General features: G+C 72.2%; 19 protein-coding genes. 9 read left to right on the top strand and 10 right to left on the bottom strand.

The features are described from left to right. Positions 1-36: 36 nt before the first annotated feature. A complete protein-coding gene (locus AC4OXY_RS46945; RefSeq protein ID WP_491994982.1) occupies positions 37-495 on the bottom strand; it encodes a hypothetical protein in 459 nt (152 codons plus the stop codon). Between the two features lie 527 nt (positions 496-1,022). Between AC4OXY_RS46945 and AC4OXY_RS46940 the strand changes: the two genes are divergently transcribed. Both AC4OXY_RS46940 and AC4OXY_RS46935 read left to right on the top strand, forming a co-directional pair. After that, positions 1,023-1,784 carry an IclR family transcriptional regulator gene (locus tag AC4OXY_RS46940; protein ID WP_491994981.1) on the top strand — a complete coding sequence of 254 codons (762 nt, stop codon included), beginning with the start codon at positions 1,023-1,025 and terminating at the stop codon, positions 1,782-1,784. Positions 1,785-2,076: 292 nt separating this feature from the next. Beyond that, positions 2,077-2,391, top strand: coding sequence for a hypothetical protein (locus tag AC4OXY_RS46935; RefSeq protein ID WP_491994980.1), 315 nt, complete (start codon positions 2,077-2,079; stop codon positions 2,389-2,391). Positions 2,392-2,405: 14 nt separating this feature from the next. Here the strand turns inward: AC4OXY_RS46935 and AC4OXY_RS46930 are convergent, their stop codons facing one another. Continuing rightward, positions 2,406-3,740: a helix-turn-helix domain-containing protein gene (locus tag AC4OXY_RS46930; protein ID WP_491994979.1), complete on the bottom strand. Its 1,335-nt coding sequence runs from the start codon at positions 3,738-3,740 to the stop codon at positions 2,406-2,408. Positions 3,741-3,908: 168 nt separating this feature from the next. On the opposite strand from AC4OXY_RS46930, the gene AC4OXY_RS46925 reads away from it, so the two are divergent. From AC4OXY_RS46925 to AC4OXY_RS46895, 7 genes are all read left to right on the top strand, one after another. Beyond that, on the top strand, positions 3,909-4,058 hold the full coding sequence (locus tag AC4OXY_RS46925; protein WP_266439125.1) for a hypothetical protein: 150 nt from the start codon (positions 3,909-3,911) through the stop codon (positions 4,056-4,058). A 19-nt stretch (positions 4,059-4,077) separates the two neighbouring features. Further along, the gene (locus AC4OXY_RS46920) at positions 4,078-5,250 is read left to right on the top strand and encodes a JmjC domain-containing protein (protein WP_491994978.1); all 1,173 of its coding nucleotides are present in this window, start codon (positions 4,078-4,080) and stop codon (positions 5,248-5,250) included. Next, a complete protein-coding gene (locus tag AC4OXY_RS46915; RefSeq protein ID WP_491994977.1) occupies positions 5,247-6,158 on the top strand; it encodes an aldo/keto reductase in 912 nt (303 codons plus the stop codon). Before AC4OXY_RS46920 ends, AC4OXY_RS46915 begins: the two co-directional genes overlap by 4 nt. Positions 6,159-6,177: 19 nt before the next feature. Beyond that, entirely contained in the window at positions 6,178-6,984 is an 807-nt protein-coding gene (locus tag AC4OXY_RS46910) for a hypothetical protein (RefSeq protein WP_491994976.1), read from the top strand. Between the two features lie 192 nt (positions 6,985-7,176). Continuing rightward, positions 7,177-7,521, top strand: a complete 345-nt coding sequence (locus tag AC4OXY_RS46905; protein ID WP_491994975.1) for a type I-C CRISPR-associated protein Cas8c/Csd1 — start codon at positions 7,177-7,179, stop codon at positions 7,519-7,521. Between the two features lie 124 nt (positions 7,522-7,645). Then, positions 7,646-8,128: a DUF6233 domain-containing protein gene (locus AC4OXY_RS46900; RefSeq protein WP_491994974.1), complete on the top strand. Its 483-nt coding sequence runs from the start codon at positions 7,646-7,648 to the stop codon at positions 8,126-8,128. Between the two features lie 67 nt (positions 8,129-8,195). After that, entirely contained in the window at positions 8,196-8,435 is a 240-nt protein-coding gene (locus AC4OXY_RS46895; RefSeq protein ID WP_491994973.1) for a hypothetical protein, read from the top strand. A gap of 610 nt (positions 8,436-9,045) precedes the next feature. Here AC4OXY_RS46895 and AC4OXY_RS46890 read toward each other — a convergent pair. From AC4OXY_RS46890 to AC4OXY_RS46855, 8 genes are all read right to left on the bottom strand, one after another. Further along, positions 9,046-9,726 (bottom strand): zinc finger domain-containing protein, encoded by a 681-nt coding sequence (locus tag AC4OXY_RS46890; protein WP_491994972.1) that lies wholly within the window; start codon positions 9,724-9,726, stop codon positions 9,046-9,048. Positions 9,727-9,728: 2 nt separating this feature from the next. Next, positions 9,729-10,244: a hypothetical protein gene (locus AC4OXY_RS46885; RefSeq protein ID WP_491994971.1), complete on the bottom strand. Its 516-nt coding sequence runs from the start codon at positions 10,242-10,244 to the stop codon at positions 9,729-9,731. Positions 10,245-10,453: 209 nt separating this feature from the next. Then, on the bottom strand, positions 10,454-10,666 hold the full coding sequence (locus tag AC4OXY_RS46880; protein ID WP_491994970.1) for a hypothetical protein: 213 nt from the start codon (positions 10,664-10,666) through the stop codon (positions 10,454-10,456). After that, positions 10,663-11,697, bottom strand: coding sequence for a hypothetical protein (locus AC4OXY_RS46875; protein WP_491994969.1), 1,035 nt, complete (start codon positions 11,695-11,697; stop codon positions 10,663-10,665). The genes AC4OXY_RS46880 and AC4OXY_RS46875 overlap by 4 nt, the downstream gene beginning before the upstream one ends. A gap of 336 nt (positions 11,698-12,033) precedes the next feature. Further along, on the bottom strand, positions 12,034-13,167 hold the full coding sequence (locus AC4OXY_RS46870) for a site-specific integrase (RefSeq protein WP_491994968.1): 1,134 nt from the start codon (positions 13,165-13,167) through the stop codon (positions 12,034-12,036). Then, entirely contained in the window at positions 13,164-13,724 is a 561-nt protein-coding gene (locus AC4OXY_RS46865; protein WP_491994967.1) for a hypothetical protein, read from the bottom strand. Before AC4OXY_RS46865 ends, AC4OXY_RS46870 begins: the two co-directional genes overlap by 4 nt. Next, a complete protein-coding gene (locus tag AC4OXY_RS46860; protein WP_491994966.1) occupies positions 13,721-14,356 on the bottom strand; it encodes a hypothetical protein in 636 nt (211 codons plus the stop codon). The genes AC4OXY_RS46865 and AC4OXY_RS46860 overlap by 4 nt, the downstream gene beginning before the upstream one ends. Next, positions 14,353-15,018, bottom strand: coding sequence for a hypothetical protein (locus tag AC4OXY_RS46855; protein ID WP_491995056.1), 666 nt, complete (start codon positions 15,016-15,018; stop codon positions 14,353-14,355). The genes AC4OXY_RS46860 and AC4OXY_RS46855 overlap by 4 nt, the downstream gene beginning before the upstream one ends. Position 15,019 lies beyond the last annotated feature (1 nt).

Genomic DNA, 15,019 nt, shown 5'->3' with positions numbered 1-15,019 from the left:
TCCCTGCCGGGAGGCGGCGCGGCCGTCTCGGGCCGGTCAGTACCAGTCCGTGCACGCGCGCAGTGCGCCGCCCTTGACGTCCGCGCAGGCCCTGGCCATGTAGCCGGGCCCGTCGTAGACCGCCCCGTCCGACCCCATCGACACCGAGCCGTCGCCCAGCGTGGTCTTCTTGCCCAGCGTCTGCGTGTGCCCGGCGTGCTGCCGCTCGACCCACACGTGCCCGCCCTTGCCGACCCAGGCCGCGCCGAACACCCAGTCGTGGCCGCGCCGCTGTTCCGCGTGGAGGTTGACCGTCACCTTCCACCCGTTGACCTGCTTGCCGCGTTCGGCCATGAGGCACTTGTGGTCGGTCGGCAGCTGGTAGCGGCCGCACGCGGGCCGGTGCACGGGGTCCGACGCGGCGGACGCCGTGGTGGCGCTGGGCAGCACGACGGCGCCCGCGAGCGCCGTGCCGAGCACCAGGGTCTTGAACGCCTTGCGGGTGTGGATACTCAAGGGACTCCCCCGTCGTCGCGAATTCCTTCCGGAAGTGGAATTCAATGCGGCGTTTATCGGGCCTGTCAATTTTTTTCGCGTCGCGCAATCCTTGTCATCTCATGTGGTTTTCGCTCCGCGTAATACGCCTGAATATCGGATTGTCGGTCACCCTCTTTTCGCGTGTCGAACGGACTGTATTTCGCGTCACGCAATGCCGGGGTGATTACGCCCGCTATGGGGTGTTATAAAACCGCGATGCCTTTCCGCGTGGCGCATGTAGGGTTGTGATCAGTGGTTCGATCCGCAACTAACCGGGGGGTGGGGAGAGGATCAGGGGTAGGGGGCGCGTTCGACCGGCGACTCCGAGCGTCGGACGGCGCCCTATCGGGGAGGACCGTCCGCCTCCGCGTGCGGAGGGAAGGGCGGCATGCGCGACAAGGAACAGCATGTCCAGCTGCACCACGCCGAAGGAAATCCGAACTGCCGAATCCTGCGAGAATGAGCCTGTCGAGCGTTCCGGGGGAACTGTTCACGCTCACCGGGTCATGCTCGTCGTCCGGGCATTCACGCTGCTGCCCGGCACCGATCACGGTCCCAGCGAACTCGCTGCCGCCACGGGTCTGAACGTGGCCGTCGTCTACCGGATTCTGCAATCCGGGATCTCCACCGCCGTCTTCCTGCGGGTGCCGCCCGGCCGGTACCGGCTCGGGCCCGGCGCCGCCCGGATCGGCGTGGCGGCCATGGCCGCCACGCTGGACACCGCGGCGGCCCGCCCCGCCCTGGAAGGCCTCAGCCGGACCGTGGACGGCTTCGCGATGCTGTGGGTGCTCTCGCCCTACGGCGGCCCCCGCAGGGCGTATGCCGCCGGGGCACCGGGCCGCTACGACTTCGAGTCCCTCGGGCTGAGCGCCACCGACATGGTCGAGATCGCCAACTCCCTGCGTGTCGGCGCCTCCGGACGGGTGATCGCCGCCCACCTCCCTGCGTCCCTGGTCTCCGGCATCCTCGACCAGCCGCTACCCGCCGGCGCCGGTCCGGGCGCGGTGCGCACCCCCGGAGAGTTCCTCGCCTCCCTGGCGCAGGTCCGTGAATCGGGGTACGCCGTCGCCCGCGAGGAGATCCCCGGATGGAGCGCGGTCGCCGCCCCGGTCATGTGGGGCGACGCGGTCTACGGGGCCGTCTCCGTCCTCAAACCGTCCTCGCTGATGGAGGACTTGACGCTGCCCGTCGCCGCGACCACCGCGGCCGCCGAACAGCTCACCCTGCTCGCCTCGGGCGAGAGCGACCCGTACCCCTTGGCCGGGTAAGGCACCCTCCGCGCCGACGGTACGGGCCCCCTCTCCGGCCTCCAACGGGGGTGTCGGAGAGGCCTGCGACGGAATCCTCAAATTCCCCTCTTAAGAGGTGGGTTTGAGGGGTGAGACCACCGCGCAGAGCTGAACTCCCCTTGATGGAGGGCAACCGGAGTGCACCCGCACCAGGCGTGATCCCGGAACGGGGTTGCTTCGCCGGACGCCGTGTGACGGGTGTCGCTACGGTGGGCATCAACGAAGCTGGGCAGATCGCGGCGATGGACGGCACGACAGACGGGGGCGGGGAATGGGCTTCATCAGAATCTTCGAGGACGCCGCCTCCCGGTCGGGCTGGCATTCCGTCTGGGACGCGCGAAGCACGCCGCCCGGTGAAGGCTGGGAGGCTGTGGCCCAGGACGGAGTCCCTGATGCCTGGGAGGTCCGCCTTGATGGCGTCCCCAAGGGTCGCGTCGCCGCACTGCCCAAGCAGAAGTACATGGCCAAGCTGGGCACAGGGCCTGATGCGGTTCCCGTGGGGGACTCGTCGCATTCACCGCACGAGCCGTGTGAGGCCGTCGCCGCGGCGTACTCCGCGCTGCCGCAGCAGACGGCCGGGGCCTGAAGGCGCCTTTGCCGTCAGGCGGCCAGCACGTCCCGGAGCTGGCGTACGGCGGCCTCACGGTGGTGCTGTGCGGGGATCGAGCGGTACAGGTCCAACGCCCGGCGATGGACGAGCCCGGTGCGGTAGGCGTCCGGGAGGCTGTCCATCACGGCGACCGTCCTGCGGCACGCCTGCTCGGGGTCCCCGTCGTGGCGGAGGCAGGCGGCCGCGTCGATCCGGAGCAGGGACCGGGTGATGGTGCTGGTCGGCGCGGACAGCTCCAGCGCCCGGTCCTGGCACTCGCGTGCCCGGCCAGTATCGCCGAGCGCGGTGAGCGCGTGGGACAGGTGCACGTGGTGCTTCTGCTCGCCGTGCGTGAGCCAAGTGTCGGCCCGCGCGCCGGCGGGGAGCCGCTCCATGAACGCGTCGGCGGCGGTGAGCGCTTCGCGGGCCTGCTCGACCTGGTGGGAGAGGGCGTAGGCGCGGGCGGCGACAGCGGCCGCCAGGGTCGCCGCGGCGGTCGGCCGGTCCCCGGCGGCCCGCCGCGCCTGCTCGGCGAGCTGGGCGGCGGCCTGCGGGGCGCCGTAGTTCAGCGGCACCATCGCCTCGCGTGCCAGCAGCCACGCGAGCAGCTGCTTGTCTCCGGACTCCCTGGCCGCGGTGGCGGCGGTGGCGAACCACGATCGTGCGTGCCTGCGGGCGCCGAGGTCCATCAGCACGATCGCCGTCATGCCGGCCATCTGCCCGGCGGTCCGGCACACCCGGATACGGGTGGCGACCGGCTGAGGGGTGCTCAGCAGGGGGCGCAGCTCACCGAAGTCGGCGACGATGTCGGCGAGGACCTGGCTGGGAGGCTGCCCGTGGTAGCCGTAGCCGTAGGTCTCGGCGGCCGCCTCCAGGTCGGACAGGTCGGCGGGTTCGGTGTCGGCGGCAAGCGCCAGGTCCAGCGACTGGCGGGTGTCGGTCAAGGCGGTCAGCGCCGCCCCGGTGAGCCCGGCGGCGAGGGCGCCGCGCAGCAGCTGGCGGCGGTTCATGGGGTCGTCTCCGTCATCGTCGGACTCCAGGCGCAAAGGGGTGCTGTCCTCCCAGGGTCGCGCAGCGAGCCCGAGATGGGCACCCGGAATCCGAAGTGCGTCCGCAACCCGGACGATTGTGTCAAGCGCGGTCACCGTCGCCTTGCCCCGCGCGATCAGGGAGACGCGGTCGGGCTTGATGCCGCACGCCTCGCTGAGCCGGTAGTAGCTGACCCCGTGGCCGTGAGCCATCGCGAAGAGCGTCGGGAAGTCCCGGTCGCGGGCGGCCTGGACGAACTTCGGGTCGTGCAGCAGATGGGGCGGCACCTGGGCCGGTGACGGCCGTAAGTCGTCCACGAGTCCCCCTCGGCTCTCGCAGGATGACGGAGCGTCGGCGCAGACGATACCCCCGTGACGGGGCCCCCACGACGGGTCTTACCGGCCTCGGCGCGCCCGGCTTCACTGACGGATGTCCCTGGCCGAGCCGTCCAGGCCCGGCCGACCTACCAGTGGAGGAGGACCCTCATGCCGGTTCCCGTCACGCCCCCGCCCGCCGAGACCCCGGCCACGTCCGGCGGCCTGGTGCGTTCCCGGCGGCTGATCACCGCCGCCCGGTCGCGCACCGCCACCCCCTCGGACGGCGGCAGCTCCGGCGTCTCGGACTCGAACGACTGACGAGGGCGGTCAACTCGCGATGACGACAACGTCGATCGCGGCATGCCTGGGCGGGGCCTTCCCCGCCCAGGCACTGCACCGCGACTTCCGCCACTTCCCCGGCGCCGTGGACGTCGCCGGGCTGATGACCTGGGACGACCTCACCCGGCTTCTGGCCACCCACCGGCTGGAGCCGCCCCGGATGCGGCTGCACCGCGACGGCGCACCCCTTCAGGTGACCTCCTACACCGAGCCGGTGACCACCCGCCGGCACACCATCTGGCGTCGGCTCCAGCCCGCCGAACTCCACACCCGTCTCGCCGACGGCGCCTCCCTCGTCCTGGACTCCGTGGACGAGATGCACCGCCCGGTCGCCCGGCTTGCCGAGGACATCGAACGCGTCCTGCGCACCCGCGTGCAGACCAACCTGTACGCGTCGTGGACCGGCATCGAGGGCTTCGGCGTGCACTGGGACGACCACGACACCGTCGTCGTCCAGCTCGACGGCAGCAAACGGTGGCGCCTGTACGGCACCACCCGCCCCGTCCCGCTGCACCGGGATGTCGAGACCCCGGCCGAGCCCCCGGCCGAGCCGGTGGCGGACCTGGTGCTGCACGCGGGCGACGTGCTGTACGTGCCGCGCGGCATCTGGCACGCGGTCGCCGCCGACCAGGGCACCCGCTCCCTGCACGTCACCTGCGGACTCCAGACCCACACGCCCACCGACCTGGTCGCCTGGGCCTGCGAGCAGCTGCTGGAGCACGAGGAATGGCGCCGTGACCTGCCCCGCCTCGCGCCCCCGGCCGAACAGGCGGAAGTCCTGCACGGGCTGCGCAAGCTGCTGGTCGAACAGCTCGATGACCCGGCGCTGATCGCCCGCTACACCGCCGCACTGGACGGCCGGGACCCGGGCCGCATGGCGCCGAGCCTGCCGTACGTCGACGGCGTGCCGGCCGACGGCGACCTGCGGGTGCGGCTGACCACCGCCCGCGCCGTACTGGACGTCACCGACGACGCGGTGACCCTTGCGGCCGCGGGCAGCGTCTACGAGTTCGCCCCGGCCGCCGAGAAGGTGCTGCGCCCGCTGGTCGATGGCGAGACCGTGGCCCTGGCCACCCTCGCGGCCGCCGCCGACCTGGACGTCGACGCGGTCGCCGCCCTCGTCCAGGAACTCGTCGCCGGGCAGGCCGCGGCCGTGGGGAGCATGCCGTGACGGCACAGCTGGCCCTGGGCACCTACCGGTGCCGGGACATTCCGGAGGCGGCCGCGCGGGCGGCCGCCTCCGGCGTCCAGTGGATCGACACCGCGCCCAACTACGGCACCGGCCGGGCACAGTCCCAGCTGGCCCCATGCTTGGCGGCCCACCCCGGGGTGCGGGTGTCCACCAAGGTCGGCTACTTCACCGCGGCGACCGCAGGGGCCGCGGCGGTGGAGGGCGTACTGACCTCCGCCCAGGCCGTCACCGGGCACAGCCTCACGCCCGACTACGTGCGCTGGCAGGTCCGGCGCAACCGCCTCGAACTGCGGCGCGACTGCCTGGACCTGGTCCTGCTGCACAACCCCGAGCGGGCGCACACGGGCGGCCGGGCCGCGCTGTACCGGGTGCTGCGGGAGGCCTTCACCGTCCTGGAGGAGGAGGTGGCGGCCGGGCACGTCGGCGGATACGGGGTGGCCACCTGGCACGGCTTCGCCGACGGGCTGTTCTCCGTGCCGCTGCTGACGGCGCTGGCCACCGAGGCGGCAGGCGGCGCCCGGCACCACCTGACGGCGATCCAACTGCCGGTCAGCCTGGTGAACCTGGCGCCGGTCGAGCTGGTCATGGACGGGCGCGGCCCGCTGTGGGAAGCCCCCGGAGCAGGGATGCGGGTGATGGCCTCGGCTCCGCTGCACGGCGGTGAGCTGGTGGAGATGGTCGGCCAGGAACTGGTCGACCTGATCCGGCCGGGCCTGACACCCGCTCAGGCCTGCCTGCTGGCAACGGCGTCATGCCCAGGGGTGACGGATGTCCTTGTGTCCGCCTCCAGTGCGGCACACTGGCACGACGCGGCTGACGCACTCGCCCAGCCCTCTGTGGACATCGCCCGACTGCGGGAGATCACCGGTGTACTCGCCTCCGTCTGACCAGGCCGTAGAGCAGCGCATGCGCGCCCACCACCGGCGGGCGGCGAAGGCTCTGGCCGTGACCGTGGAGGCGGGCGGCGAGTTCTGGGGATGGGCCGGGCGCACCCTGGGTGCCCCGGCCCGCACCGCCGCCGGCGCACCGGTGTGGCTGCGGCTGGTCGCCGAACGGCAGGAGAAGGCCTCCGGGAAGCTGTGGGAAGGCGCCTGGGAGGCACAGCGGACCTTCGGCGACCTCGACGGCCACCGCCCGGCGCTGGTCGGCCTGCACGACGCCACCGAGGACGGCACCGCCTACCGCGCGGAACTCTCCTTGCGGGTAGAGGAACCGGTCCTCTCCGGCACGCCGATCCTGCACCAGGACCTCGACCTCCCCGAGACCTGGTGGGCCCAGCTGACGGAGACGTTGCAGAAGCTCGCGGCGGCCGCCACCGACCGCGTCACCGTCCGCACGCAGTACATGCAGCGGGCCATCCCGCAGTTCGTGGGCATCCCGGCCCCGGAGGCGCCCTGCTGGGCCACGGCACACGGCGATCTGCACTGGGCGAACCTCACCAGCCCCCTGAAGATCCTCGACTGGGAGGGCTGGGGGCAGGCACCCATCGGCTTCGACTGCGCCATGCTCTACGCCTACTCGCTGCTGCACCCCACGGTCGCCGCACGCGTCCGCAGCGCCTTCCCCCTCCTGGGCAGCCCGGACGCACTCGCCGCCGAGGCCACCGTGTGCGCCATGCTCCTCCAGACCGTGGACCGGGGCGACAACCTCGCCCTCGCCGACCCACTCCGGGAATGGGCAGCGGACCTGCGCCGCCGCCCGTCCCGTCCCTGACGGCACTCTCCTGCCCTTGTCCGTGCGCTGCGGTAGTGTCCGAAGCAGCACGTGGCACACCGCGCGGCATCGGCGCGGTCGAGAACTCGGCCCGGCGGCCGAGGTGAGGATCAAAACCCAGAGAACGGCATCCCGGTGCCCTCGCAACCGCGCAGGGCACCGGCCCCCGTATCGATGCGATCAGGAGATCCCGTGCCACTCAACGAAACCCGCAGCACCCCCGGCTACGTCTGCGGACGCCTCATCGGCGCCTATGAACTCATCGCCGAGCAGGTCGGCAGGGAGCTGCCCCTGAACGACCTCAACCTGTCGGCCACCAACCCGATGTACACCATCCCGCGCCTGCGGGCCGGGCTGGTCTGCAAGGCACTCGCCCGTATGCGGCCGCGGAACCCGCAGGGCGTCGCCCGGGTCGAGGCGTACCTCTCCGACCTGACCGCGCGGCTCGACCGGATCCCGGAACGGCTGGACCCGCAGCAGCGGGCCGAGTACATCCTCGGAGAAGCGCACCAGAAAGTGGTCGGCCTGCCCTTCTGACCGGCGGCCCGTGACACCAGGCGGCCGGACCTACTCGGGGTCGGCCGCCGCCGCTTCAGCCGTGAGCTGGTGGACAGTGCGGGACTCCTCCGTCGGCCAGCGGCGCGTCGCATACGGTGGCCGCATGCCCGCCGACGCGTCTCCGCCCCCGATCCTGGTCACCCTGCCGGACGGCCAGACGGTGCGCGGCGTCCTGCACGAGCGGCGACAGTGGTCGGTGGGCGGCTGGATGTACCTGGTGGGCATCCCGATGTGGATCACGGACGGTCCGACGGAGACGGTGCAGCCGCGCGAGTACCGGGTCTGGCTCACACCCGCGCAGGTCGAGCGGCCCGACGGGGTGTCGTACGACGACGTGCCCACGCACCGCCCGCCCGGCGACAAGCCGGTCGACACCGCCGGACGCTGGGGGTGGAAGGTACAGGTGATCCCACCGAAATCCGGGCGTCCCGGCCAGGTCTTGGTGCACGTGTGGGACTGCCCGCAAGCCCCGGCCGGCGCGGAGGAGCTGGACGTCCTGGCCGCGCTGGAAGTGCTGCGCACCAGGGCCGGGGCGGTCCCCTGCAAGGAATGCGACGCGGCCGTGGCCTTGTCCCCGCTGCTGTGACCTTCGACGTGTGTGCCCGGTAGCGCTGGTGACGGCTCTCCGTGGCAGCCGCTTAGGATCCATGCACGTGAAAGAAATACCCGAACCCCTGATCGAACTGGAGCGTGTCGCCGAACAGGAACGGGCCCGGCTCGCGGGCCTGACCGGTGACGAGTACGACGCACAGTGGAGCCGCTGGCGCGAGGCATCAGAGGCGGCTCAGGCCGCGATCACGGCGCACGCCGACGAGACCGCAGAGAACCGCTACGACCTGGAACAGTCGGTGAAGACGGCGGTGCGGCACCCCACCGGAGATCTGGTCGCGTAGGGGCGCCGGTAGAAGCACGTCCGGCGATGCGCGGCGGTACCGCAAGCCGTCCGCACGAGCGATCCTGGAGGTATGGCCCGCCGCCGGCACTGCTACGTCTGCGGCGCCGTACTGCCGAAGAACGCGACACGGCGGCGCCTGTACTGCGGCCCGGCCTGCCGAGCCCAGGCGTACAGGGACCGGCAAGCCACCGAGCGGATCGGCGCACTCGGCCGACTGCTGTTGAAGGCCGTGGCCACCGACAACGACCGCCTACTGCGTCGGCTGCTGTGCCCGGTGTGCGGACGCATGACCTACGCGGCCGGATCCCGGCGACGGGACGCAAAGTACTGCTCGGCTCGTTGCCGAGACCGTGCATACCGGCGTCGGCACCGGCAGTACGGTCACGTGAAGGCGTCGGAAAAGCGAGCTGTACCGACGGGTACGACGCGCTGACGTTACGCAACGGGCAACCTGTGCGCGACCCCGCCGAAGGCCAGTGACCCCGGCAGGCCACAGGGCAGTCACTCGGCGGAGTGGCCGCCCTTCCCGGCGCCGGTGGTCGGCGGTTGCGAGACGCAGAGGAAGGGCGGCACCCCGTCGGGGTGGCCGCCCTTCCTTGCCGGGACACTCAGGCGTCGGCCACCGCGACGGGGTTGACGTCCAGGTACCCGAGGCGGGCATCGACCGTCGCCTCGGCCTCGCGCTGGCGGCCCACGTGGGCCTTGTCGGCGGGCCAGCCCTTGGCGGTGCGGCACGGTTCGCCGTCCCCGGCATCGCACTTCTCACACCGGATCTTGAGGACTTCGACCGTGACGGCTGCGTCCCGCTCCCGTTGGCGGCGGGCGGAGGCCGCCTTGGACTCCCAGCCGAGTCCGACGCCGTCCATGGCCTCCGGGTAGGTGGTGGTCGTCTGCACGCGCTTGGCGTCCTCGGCGAGGCGGTACAGCTGCCACTGGGTGGGGATGATGGCCGGGCCGCCGAAGTCCTCGCGGTCCGTCCCCCGAGCCGCCTTGCCCCACGGGTCGCCGCTGGAGAAGCGGGTGGCAAGCGGCACTTCGCCGTCGACAATCCGGGCGAGGACGCCCAGCTCCTTACCGGCCTTGCGGATGCTGGAGGCCCACGAGCGCAGGTTGCCGATGGTGTCGGAGAGTTCGACCGGAGTGTCCGGCACTTCGGCGGCCCGCGCGAGCTGGCGCAGCCGCAGCTCGATCGCGGCCAGCTCGACCGCCATCTCGTCCATCGTGATCTTCTTGCCCGCCATGAGGTCGGCGGTGTTCGCCTCGGTGGCCGTCTCGTAGGTGTCGGTCACGGTCAGATCCCTTCGTCGGTGGAGGTGGCGGCGGTCAGCAGCTGACGCCGCGGGGCGGGCCAGATCAGGCTCAGGTACTGCCAGTTGCCGCCCGCGTAGCTGATGTCGACGTGCGCGTCGGTCACCTCGTACGGCGTCTGGCCGGGGACGTCGATCCGCACCGAAGCCCGGGGCCACGGGATTCCGTCGCGGCCCTCGGCTGCGATGTAGCCGCCGAACTCCTCGTACCGGTCGTACCGGTCCCCGGCGCCGGGCACGCGCAGGTCCGGGACGTACGCGGTGACCGTCTGCCCGCCCTCGAAGGTCAGGGTGGCGGGCTCGGCCGGGGTGGTCTGGGGGAGCTTGCCGAGGGCCCGCAGCCACTGTTCGGCGGCCGCGAGGGGGAAGGTGGGGCTCTCGGCGGTGCCGCCGGTGGCGTCGAGACCGCCGTGGCGGCGGCGCCAGTTGACGACCGCCACGCGGCCGACACCGGCCATGCGGGCGATCTGGGAGAGGTTCACGTCGTCGGTGCTGGGCATGGTTCTCCTTCTGCTCGAAGGGTGGTGGTGGTGGCTGGGCCGGGTGGCTGCTGGGGGCCTTCGCCGGCCCCCAGACCCCCGCTTCCCCGGCACCGCCCGGCGCGGACAGCGCTCCCGTGGTGCAGGTGCGTGCGCGCCGGACGGCACCGGGGCCGTGGTTCCGTGGCCCGGGCCCGCCGGCGGACGCGGCAGGGGCGGGGAAGGTCAGCTCAGTCCGTGCCGGGATCGGGGTCGACGCAGCCGGTGTCCAGCTGGAGATAGGCGCGGCCGCCGTCGTACGTCCGCGCGCCGGTGCACCGGAAGTTGGCCTCCAGGACGTCCAGCACGGCCTTCATGGTCGCCTCGTCGGCCATGATCCGGATGTCCGCGATGCCCGGCAGGAAGGTGCGCGGGATCCGCTCGCGGCGGGCACGGGCGGTCACTGGAAGGACGCCCGGGCGACGACGGCGACCAGCTCGCCCTTGGCGGCCGCCGCCATGAGCGCGTCGGGGTCCGGGGAAGACACCGGCCCGCACAGCAGCGCGTGGGAGGCGACATCGAGCAGCTTCCACCAGTCGCCGGGCACCTTGGCCTCACCCCGCCACAGCCTGATGTCGTCCCAGCCCTCGATGTCGGTGTGGGCGATCTCCTCAAGGGCCTGTGAGGGGATGCTCGTGCGGATCCGCCAGTTGAAGTCCAGCCCGGGGAAGGTGCTGTCTCGCCCGTCCCACGGCTGCCACCGGCACTCGTCGCGCAGGTGCTCCAGCCCGGCCTTCGCGCCGCGCGGCTCGAACGCGATCAGGGGCAGCGGGCGCCCGTCGGGCATCTCAACGAACCCCAGGTGCAGCCCGTAGGCGCTCCCGCCCGCGCCCTCGGTACCGGCGACCGGGTCGGCGTAGATGGACACCTGGGCCTGCGGGTCGACCGCCGCGGCGACCTCTTCGGCGGACATGCCGAGGTCGTTCGGGGTGACCACCTTGATCATGTCAGCGAGCTGCTCCGCCGTGGCCCCGCCCATGGCCCAGTGGTCGAGCGCGTCTTCCAGGAGGTCCGACGCCTGCTCATCCGTCATGGCCCTCACCGCGGCGAGTGCCGCGACGCCTTCGTTGCGGGCCAGTGCGGTACGGGCCAGCGGAGCCCACTCACGAGTGGTGCCGGACGCGAACGCCCCCGCAGCGGGCAGCATGCCGAAGACGCACCCGGCGAGCGCGGCGAGCGTCGGCCGGTTCTCCCGCACCTGCTTGGCCAGCGACTTCTGGCACGGGCGGCAGGCGGCACGGCACGCGGCTACCAGCCGGGCCGCGAGGTCGACATCGAGCGCCTGCCCCGCACCGTGCGGTACGAGCGGCAGGACACTCAGGTCCGGCAACGGCTCGTGCTTGTGGACGGCATTCGCGGCCGCCGACGCGTGGGCGGCTCCGGTACGGCGCGACCTGTTCTTGGCGCGCTGCTTCTTTCCATGTCCCTTGACCACGGCAGTTCTCCCCTTCGGAGGCGGCGTGCAGCGGTTACCCATGACCCGATGCACGCGCGGAGAACGGTGGACTGTGCGGGCATACGGAAGTGCGTTGGTGATGACCAACTCGGTGGTGCTCTCCGCACTGATGCGCTGGGACCGTCCGGTCCTGGCACCTTCGCCTCAGAACGCCCCAGTCATGGGCTAGAGGCTGGCTTGGGCCTGTGCGTGGCCGTGCAGGAAGCACGATACCGACGCCCACTGACAACGGAGGCGGGAACGCGCCAGCGGTCCCCGAAACGGTGGGTGGCCGACGGGAAGCCCCGTCGGCCACCCACCGTGGATGAACTGCGGCTACAGGCCGATGCCCTCGGTCGCGGCGTCCTCGAACGCCTCACCTTCGTCCACGTACTCCCAGAACACCGGGCTGTTGGCCGACCAGCCGCCCTGGCGGCGCAGCTTCTCGACGCGCTTGCCCTTCTTGCGCCCGGTGGTGACCAGACCGCGCCGGGCGGAGTGCCCGGTGATCCGGCGCCCGGTCAGGCCCGCGTACTGCGCGCAGCGTGCGAGCGCCCGGCCGACGCCGTCCGGCGACAGGCGTGCAGTGCCCTGGTTGCCCCACTGGTCGACGGGCAGGAACGCCGGTCCCCCGGGGGCGGCGCCGGCCGCCAGCTTGGCTTCCTGGTACGCGCGCCAGCAGCGCACCGGGCAGGTGTCGATGTCCTCGCCGTAGGTGACAGGCACGTCCCGCTCCGGGCGGCCCTTCACCGAGGGCACGTGCACCATCAGGCCCTCGTCCACGGGCTTGATGTCCGGGTCGTCCAGCTCGGACATCTCCTCGTTGCGGCCCGCGACCGCGAACTTCAGGGAGTTGAGCGCCTTGTCGCGCAGCCGGGTCAGCTCCGGGACCACGATGGTGCGCCGCCGCCGGGCTCCGGGCTGGGGGCGGCGCTCGCGCGGCGCGTTGGCCATCTTCCGCAGGTCATTCGGGGTGACGGCGGCGGCCTTGCCACGGCCGCGCTGCTGGCGCCGCTTGTCCAGCTTCAGCGGCTTCAGCGCCCGCCGGGCCGCCTCGGTGGCCTCCTTGGGCACCGTGTAGCCCTGCCTGCGGGCCTCCGAGGTGACGCCGGTGATCCTGCGCTCGATCGTGTTCGGCGGCGCCTCGACCACCTGGTCCAGGTACGTCACGAACGACACGAAGGTGCCGACGGTGACCTTGCTGAGCGGCAGGAGGGTGCCGGTCCGCTCGGCGAGCCAGTCGTGGAACTCGGTCCAGATCTCCCAGTCCCGCGCGTAGCCGTCCTTGGTCTTCTTCGGCCGGATGTCGTCCAGGTGCTCCTTGGCGTCCGCGTCCAGGGCCTTGAGGACGGCGTCCACCGGGTCGGGCACGGCGACCGCGCCGGCGCCAGGGGCGTCGTCCTCGACCAGCTCGGCGTCGACCACCTCCACCGGCTCCAGCGCGGTCCCGTGCTCCTGGGTGGTCGTCACTCAGCGACCTCCTCCACCGTGTCGGCGAGCTTGCTGATCCGCTCGGCGGCGTGGGTGATCCGCTTCGCCTCGACCCTGAGCTGCGAGCCGTCCTCGTCGTGCTCGGTGCAGTCCGCCGCGACCTCGCCCACCAGGTGCGCCAGCTCCTCCAGCACCTCGGCGACGTCCTTCAGCCCGGGGCGCAGCTCCCCGCGCTCCAGGTAGTGGGCGGCGCGCGGGAGTTCGCCGTACGCGGGCAGGTCGTCGCGGTTGGCGACGGCGGCCTGCTCCTCCTCGGCCGGGAAGGGCACGTACACCTGGGTGAGCATCAGCCCGGGCTGCTTGCTCTCCGTCTCGGTGGCGAGCCCGGAGACCACGGCCACCAGCCGGGGATGGATGGTGTGCACCTGGTCCGGCTCACCCGGCAGAGCCCGGTGGTGGTCGTCCAGAGACAGCGGCATCTCGTCGGGGAGCTGCTCCAGCAGGGCGCGCAGCTCGCCCACCGTGTCGACCATCGGCGCCGTGGCGACCGCCGCCCGCAGCCGGGGTGCGTCCGGGCCCTGCTCGATGCTGCTCATTGGTCCTGGTCCTCCTCGGTCGTGGCCGCGTCGACCTGGGCCTTGACCCACTTCGCCGCCGCGGTGACGGTCGTGAACTTCGTGTCGCCGCTGACCTTCGTCCAGGCCGGGTGGAGTTCGCTCCGGCCGATGGCGGACGGCTTGAAGACGGGGTCGGCGCCCGCGCTCCAGACCGTGCCGCCGCGCGGGCCCCGGCCCTTGCCGATGACGCCGACGATGTCCTTCTCGGTCAGCCGGTCGGTCTTCTGAAGCGCGCACAGGTAGGCGCTGGGCCCCATGTCCTGAAGGTCGAGCAGCGGCGGGCCGGGATAGAGCCACAGCCCGGCCACGCGCTTGGGGGCCTGGCCGTAGCCGGTGCTCGCCGTGGTGGTCGCCCGGCTGCTGTGCTCCTCCCCGCTGATCAGGTGCACCACCTGGCAGGACCGGCACAGCACCCGCACGGTGACCTTGTCATAGCGGTCGCCGTGGCCGCAGTCCTCGTTGGAACACTCGTGCTCCGGACCGCCGCGGCGGTCGCGCCACTGGTCGGTCTCGATCCGCTGATCGATCCCCCACGCCGGTTTGGCGCAGTCGGGCCGATGACGGAACGGCGTCCAGCCCAGGTGGGCGGCAAGAGCGGCGGTGCTGCTCACCGGGAGACCTCCAGGGTGGCGCCGGCGGGGAGGAACGCATCCCACTGGTAGTCGGCGGTCCCGGCGAACAGGGCGCCGTACCGGTCCATCCGGCCCTCGGCGCTCTTGGCGGCCGCGTACAGCTCCAGCGCCTTGCCCAGGTCGAAGCCCTCGAAGCCGGGCACCGGGTGTTCGATGTCGAGCAGGCCGGTGAAGCAGCCGGACCGGAAGATCCGGGTGGCGTCCGGGTCGGTCTGCTGGAGCCAGTGCAGGTTGACGTCCTGCACTTCCGCGTCTGCGTACTCCCTAGCCATGTCGCCCTCCTCCCCCTCCTCGGCGGAGGCCTGCTTGCGGGCCCAGGTCCGCTCGTAGCCGAGTTCCGGGTGCGGGCCGCCGTGTTCCTTCTCGTGGGACTCGGCGGCGGTACGGCACTCCGGGGCGGTGCACAGCGCCAGCGCGTACGCGAGCACCCCCGGGCCGCCGCCGGGCAGCGACTCGACCAGCACACTGCCGTCGTGCTCCTGCACGGCCGTGCAGGACGCGTCCTCGTGCAGCTCGTCCAACACGTTCCGGTAGAGGGCGGGCAGCCCGTACTGCTCGATGTTGATCGAGCCCCATCCGAGACTGCTGGTGTGCACCACGGCGGCGGTGCCGTCGGGCAGGGTGACGGTGGTGAGCATCATG

This window comes from Streptomyces sp. HUAS MG56 (genome assembly GCF_058673395.1).
Note: the sequence above shows the minus strand (reverse complement) of the source record. Positions and strands in the feature narration are given on the sequence as shown.